The 5,538-nt window shown below is 67.9% G+C and carries 6 protein-coding genes; 1 reads left to right on the forward strand and 5 read right to left on the reverse strand.

Annotation, left to right across the window (positions count from 1 at the left end; genetic code table 11):
- Positions 1 to 355 precede the first annotated feature (355 nt).
- Complete coding sequence (locus ACFXKN_RS33340) at positions 356 to 634, forward strand: DUF4190 domain-containing protein (RefSeq protein WP_379434776.1); 279 nt, start codon at positions 356 to 358, stop codon at positions 632 to 634.
- Between the two features lie 2 nt (positions 635 to 636).
- On the opposite strand, the gene ACFXKN_RS33345 is transcribed toward ACFXKN_RS33340, so the two are convergent.
- The 5 genes from ACFXKN_RS33345 to ACFXKN_RS33365 are packed head-to-tail and all read right to left on the reverse strand — an operon-like array spanning position 637 to position 5,260.
- Complete coding sequence (locus ACFXKN_RS33345) at positions 637 to 1,440, reverse strand: enoyl-CoA hydratase/isomerase family protein (protein ID WP_379434778.1); 804 nt, start codon at positions 1,438 to 1,440, stop codon at positions 637 to 639.
- A 14-nt stretch (positions 1,441 to 1,454) separates the two neighbouring features.
- Positions 1,455 to 2,630, reverse strand: coding sequence for an acyl-CoA dehydrogenase family protein (locus ACFXKN_RS33350; protein ID WP_379434779.1), 1,176 nt, complete (start codon positions 2,628 to 2,630; stop codon positions 1,455 to 1,457).
- 22 nt (positions 2,631 to 2,652) lie between these two features.
- Positions 2,653 to 3,519, reverse strand: a complete 867-nt coding sequence (locus tag ACFXKN_RS33355) for a metal ABC transporter permease (RefSeq protein ID WP_379434781.1) — start codon at positions 3,517 to 3,519, stop codon at positions 2,653 to 2,655.
- A complete protein-coding gene (locus ACFXKN_RS33360) occupies positions 3,519 to 4,367 on the reverse strand; it encodes a metal ABC transporter ATP-binding protein (protein WP_379434782.1) in 849 nt (282 codons plus the stop codon). The genes ACFXKN_RS33355 and ACFXKN_RS33360 overlap by 1 nt, the downstream gene beginning before the upstream one ends.
- Before the next feature lie 8 nt (positions 4,368 to 4,375).
- Complete coding sequence (locus ACFXKN_RS33365) at positions 4,376 to 5,260, reverse strand: metal ABC transporter solute-binding protein, Zn/Mn family (RefSeq protein WP_379434784.1); 885 nt, start codon at positions 5,258 to 5,260, stop codon at positions 4,376 to 4,378.
- Positions 5,261 to 5,538: the final 278 nt, after the last annotated feature.

Here is a 5,538-nt window from a genome sequence, read left to right on the forward strand (position 1 = left end):
CTGGTAGTGCGGTAGGGCTGTGGTCTTCGGGGGTGCACGGTGGGGCTGGTAGTGCGGTAGGGCTGTGGTCTTCGGGGGTGCACGGTGGGGCTGGTAGTGCGGTAGGGCTGTGGTCTTCGGGGGTGCACGGTGGGGCTGGTAGTGCGGTAGGGCTGTGGTCTTCGGGGGTGCACGGTGGGGCTGGTGGTGCGGTAGGGGTGTGGTCTTCGGGGTGTGCGGTGGGGCTGGTGGTGCGGTAGGGGTGTGGTCTTCGGGGTGTGCGGTGTGGCTGGGGTGTGGGCGTGGCGGATTTGGGGGCGTGCGGGTGGGTGCGTAGTTCGCGTCAGCGGCCCTCCGGCACAGTAAGATTCGACGGGTGGCGATCCCTAATCAGCCGATCGGTGAGACGGTCGAGCACCCGCAGGCCAACCTGATCCTCGTCCTCGGGCTGCTCAGCCCGTTCTGCTGCGGGATCTTCGGGCCGGTCGCGTGGGTGCTCGGCAAGCGGGCACTCAATGAGATCGACGCGTCCTACGGGGCGCTCAGTGGCCGCTCGCAGGTGGTGATCGGCTATATCGCCGGCATCGTCGGCACCATCTGCATGCTGCTCTTGGCGCTGCTGTATCTAGCCGGGTCCTGCAACGGGAATTTCTGAGTTCAGTCCAGGCTCGGGCGTTCGCCGGGAGCGTCCCAGGCCGGCCATTCGCCGCTGACGCTGCCGGTCCAATTCGGCGGGCGACGTTCCTTGAACGCCACCATCGCCTCGCCGCCGTCGACACTCTTGGCAACCTGCGCGTTGAGCTCGGATTCGAGCTGCCCGACCACCGTGGGCGTCATGCCGAGGCTCTCCCAGATCAGCCGCTTGGTCAGCGCGACCGGCAGGGGAGCGGTGCCGGTGGCGATATCGTGCGCCACCGCCATCGCCGTCATCAGGATCTCGTCGGCGGGCAGCGAGGCATTGGCCAGGCCGAGTGACTTGGCTTCGTCACCGTCGAACGTGCGCCCGGTGAGCATGATGTCGGCGGCGTTGGCCAGCCCGGCCAATCGCGGCACCGTCCAGTGCGCGAACCCGTCGGCGAGCACCCCGCGACGCACCTGGTTCAGCCCGTACACCGCGTCGCGAGCGAAATACCGCAGGTCACACTGCAAGGCCAGCGCCAGACCGATGCCGACCGCGTGCCCGTTCACCGCCGCGATCACCGGTTTGCGAACCTGCCAGGGCGGCGGATCGAGCGTCGCGCTCACGTCGCCACCGCGCGCGGCCAGATCCGCGCCCGCGCAGAAGGCCGGTGCAGTGCCCGTAATCACCACGGCGCGGATCGCGTCCTCGATATCGCAGCGTCGTAGCGCGGCGCTCAGCTCGGCGGCCATCGTCGGGGTGACGGCATTCTGCTTGGCAGGTCGGTTGAGCGTCAGCAAGGCGACGCCGCCTTCGACATCGACGAGCAATTCCGAACTCATGGGATCGAATCGTACTAGCGACCGGCCAGCAAGTGTCTGCCGATCGCATACTTGTGCACTTCCGTCGGTCCGTCGTAGAGCCGGAATGCGCGCATATCCCGGAACAACATCTCCACCACCGTTTCGTCGCTGATCCCGATTCCGCCGAGTACCTGCACACACCGGTCGGTGACCTTGAACAGCTCCTCGGACACGTACGACTTGGCCATCGACGACTCGTGTCTGGCCTGCTGCCCCTGGTCCATCAGCCAGCAGGCGTGCCAGATGGTCAGCCTGCACTGGTGCAGCGCCACCTCGTTGTCGGCGAGCATGAACGACACGCCCTCGTGTTCGCCGATCGGCTTGCCGAAGGCGGTGCGGGTGCGCGCGTAGTCCAGCGCGATGGACTGGGCACGGGCGGCGGCGCCGAGCCAGCGCATGCAGTGGGTCAGCCGGGCGGGTGCCAGCCGCAATTGCGCGTACCGCAGGGCCTGTCCGGTGCGGCCGAGCACGGCCGTCGGTGGCAGCGTGAGGTTGTCGAACCGCACCACCGCGTGCCCGCCGACGTAATTGCGGTCCATCGTGTTCATGATCCGCTCGATCACGATGCCCGGCGCGTCACCTTCGGTGATGAACAGGGTCGGCCCGGCGGGCAGGTGCGGGTTCTCGGCGAGCAGGGCCATGATGATCCAGGTCTTGGCGCCGTCGGCCCCGGTGATCAACCATTTGAGACCGTTGATCACGAAGTGCTCGCCGTCGAAGACCGCCTCGGTGCTGAGCTGCCCGGGATCCGACCCGGCCCCACCGGGTTCGGTCATCGCGAAAACCGAGCGCTGTTCGCCCCGGATCACCGGCATCAGGTACTGGTCGATCTGCTCCGGATCGGCGATCTTGCCGAGCAGGAACATGTTTCCCTCGTCGGGCGCGGCGCAGTTCATGGCGACCGGCCCGAGCGTCGACCACCCCGCCGCCTCGTACACCAGCGCCTGCTCGACGTGACTGAGCCCCAACCCGCCGTGTTCCACCGGCGCCTGCACGGTCAGTAGCTTCTCGGCGCGGGCCAGCTCCACCAGTTCGGCCCGCAATTCGTCGGTCGGGCCGTGCGCGGTGAGGCGGGGATCGCGCTCGAACGGCACGATCTGCTCGACGACGAAGTTCCGAACCCGGTCACGCAGGGCGGCGAGATCGTCCGGCACAGAGAAATCGATCATGAATCGATTGTGTTCTATCGGTTCAGCGCGCGGGTGCGAGTTGCCGATTGCGATGTCCGACTACCCGGCATACCAGGTAGATGCTGAACGAGATCGCGGTGACGAAGGTCGACACCGGAACTCCGGGCGCCAGCGACAGCAGCAGCCCGCCGACCGCGGCGATCTCGGCGAAGATCACCGACAGCACGGTCGCCCGCATCGGGCTCGAGGTCACCTGCGCGGCCGCCGCGGCGGGTGTGATCAGCAACGCGAGCACCAGCAGCGCGCCGACGATCTGCACCCCGAACGCGGCGGTGATGCCGAGCAGTACCGCGAACACCACCGACAGCGCCCGCACCGGCACCCCACGCGCGATCGCGACCTCGGGATCGGAGCTGGCGAACAGCAACGGCCGATACACCACAGCGAGCACGGCGAGCACACCCGCGGTACACGTGACCAGCAACGCGAGCCCGTCATAGCCGACTCCGGCGACCTGTCCGGTGAGCAGCGAGAACTTCGACCCGGCCCGCTCCGGCGCGAGCCACAGGAACAGCACCGACAAGCCGAGCCCGAACGACAGCACCACCGCGATCACCGAATCGCGTTCGCGCGCACGAGAACCCAGCCACCCGAACAGCACGGCCGCGACCACCGAACCGGCGATCGCCCCGAATCCGACCCCGACACCGACGAGCAGTGCCGCCGACGCTCCGGTCAGCGACAGCTCGCTGGTGCCGTGTACCGCGAACGACATCTGCCTGGCGACGATCAACGGCCCGATCAACCCGGCCAGCAACCCGAGCAGGGCACTCGCCAGCAGCGCCTGCTGCACGAAGTCATAGCTGAGCAGATTCGCGGTGGTGCCGAAGTCGAACATCTGCTGAAAGACCTTGGTGAGCTTTTCCATCAGGCCGTACCGCCGAGCGCGTCCATGTCGTCACCGGTGCCGACCACGACCAGGCGGCCGCGCACGCGCAACACCTCGACTTCGGTGCCGTACAACTCCGACAGCGTCGCCGATGTCATCACCTCATCGGGCGTGCCGATCCGGAACCCGCCGTCGACCAGGTACAGCACCCGATCCACCAGCGGCAGGATCGGATTGATCTCGTGCGTCACGAACAGCACCGCCGTGCCGTGTTCGCGGCGGCGTTTGTCGACCAGCTCGGCCACCAGCCGCTGATTCGCCATGTCCAGGCTCAGCAGGGGTTCGTCACACAGGAGCACGGACGGGTCGCCGACGAGCGCCTGCGCGACCCGCAACCGCTGCTGCTCGCCGCCGGACAACGTCTCCAGCGGCGCGTGCGCGAACGACCCGGCACCCACCGCGGCGATGGCGCTGTCGACCTTCTCGGCCCGGCTGCGTCGACCACGCCAGCCGAGCCCCCACCGGTGCCCGTCCACACCGAGTCCCACCAGATCGACCCCGCGTAGCTGCACGCCGGCGTCGATGGTCTTCTGCTGCGGGATGTAGCCGATGCCCGGATTGCCGACCCCGGCGCGCCGTCCGGCGATCTGCGCGCTGCCCGAGCTCAAGCCGAGCGTGCCGAGCAGTACCCGCAGCAGCGAGGTCTTGCCCGAGCCGTTGGGTCCGAGGACGGCGATGAACTCACCCGGTCGCACGTCGAGGTCGAGGTCATGCCAGAGGGTGCGGTCGCCGAAGGCCATGGTCGCCGCGCGCAGCCGGATCGCCGCGTCGGCGGCATCGACGTCGCGCGCGGTGGTGGATTCCGACAGTGCGGTGGCTTCGGTCATGGATGTCCTCAGCGCAGGGCCGCGGCTAGCGCCTTGGCGTTGGCGGTCTGCCACTGGATGTAATCCATTCCAGCGGGCAGGGTTTCGGTGACCTCGACAACAGCGATGCCCGCGGACTGCGCGGTGGCCCGCAGGTCCTGGGTGATCTTGTCCTCGGTCTGGGAGTTGTAGATCAGCGCCTTCACCTGCTTGCCGGTGATCAGGTCGCGGGTGGCGGCGACGGCGGCCGGGGCCGGGTCGGTCTCCTGCTCGATCGCTTCCTGGAACTCGCGCGGGGTCTTGTCCTGCGCGGTCGCGGCCAGCAGCAGGTAGTGCGCGAGCGGCTCGGACTGGGCGACCGGTGCGTTCGGTGTCTGGGTGGCGATGGTGCCGGTGATGGTGCTGACGCCGATCAGCTGATTCTTGAAGGCGACCGCGCGCTCGGTGTAGGCATTCGCGTGGGCCGCGTCGACCTGGCCGAGTTCGGCGGCGATCTGGTCGGCGACGGCGGCGACGGTGCTCACGTCGTACCAGACGTGCTCGTTCTCGTCGCCCTTGTGCACGCGCTGTTCGAAGGCCTCGACGGTCCGCTTGTCCTTGCCCGAGATGGCCTTCTCGATGAACTCGTCGTAGTGGCCGCCGTTGAACACGACCAGATCCGCGTCGCTGATCTTGGCGGTGTCGGTGGCCGAGGTCTCGAACGAATGCGGGTCGGCGGCGGGATCGCTGATGATCGAGGTCACTTGCGCATCCGGCCCGGCGACGGCGGTCGCGACCGAACCCCACACATTGGTGGAGGCGACGATCTGCGGGGTACCGGAATCGGTGGAGCTGGTGCCACAGGCGCTGAGGACGACCACGGCCGCCACTCCTGCCGTGAGACCGGCGAACAAGCGGGCGAATCGAGGGTTCACGCGGCACTCCTGGCGGGCAAGCTGTAGATCGTAATGGAAATCGTTACCGTTTTAGATTAGCAGGGTGTGCGCGTGGGTATGTGCCGGGATCGAATTGTTCGGTAGTCCCAGACGGTTGGACGCTGTGTTTATTGGCGCGCTGGCGCGCGCGTGTCCGCGGCCCTGAGGGGCCGCCGATCAGGGCTCGAGACTAGAGCCTTCGGCTCAGCGCTTTCGAGCCCAGATCGGCGACCCGGCCGCGGCCCGGCCACTTCGTGGCCGCCGCAACCCAGGGGTCG

The sequence above is a fragment of the Nocardia sp. NPDC059195 genome (assembly GCF_042754695.1).
Classification (GTDB): domain Bacteria; phylum Actinomycetota; class Actinomycetes; order Mycobacteriales; family Mycobacteriaceae; genus Nocardia.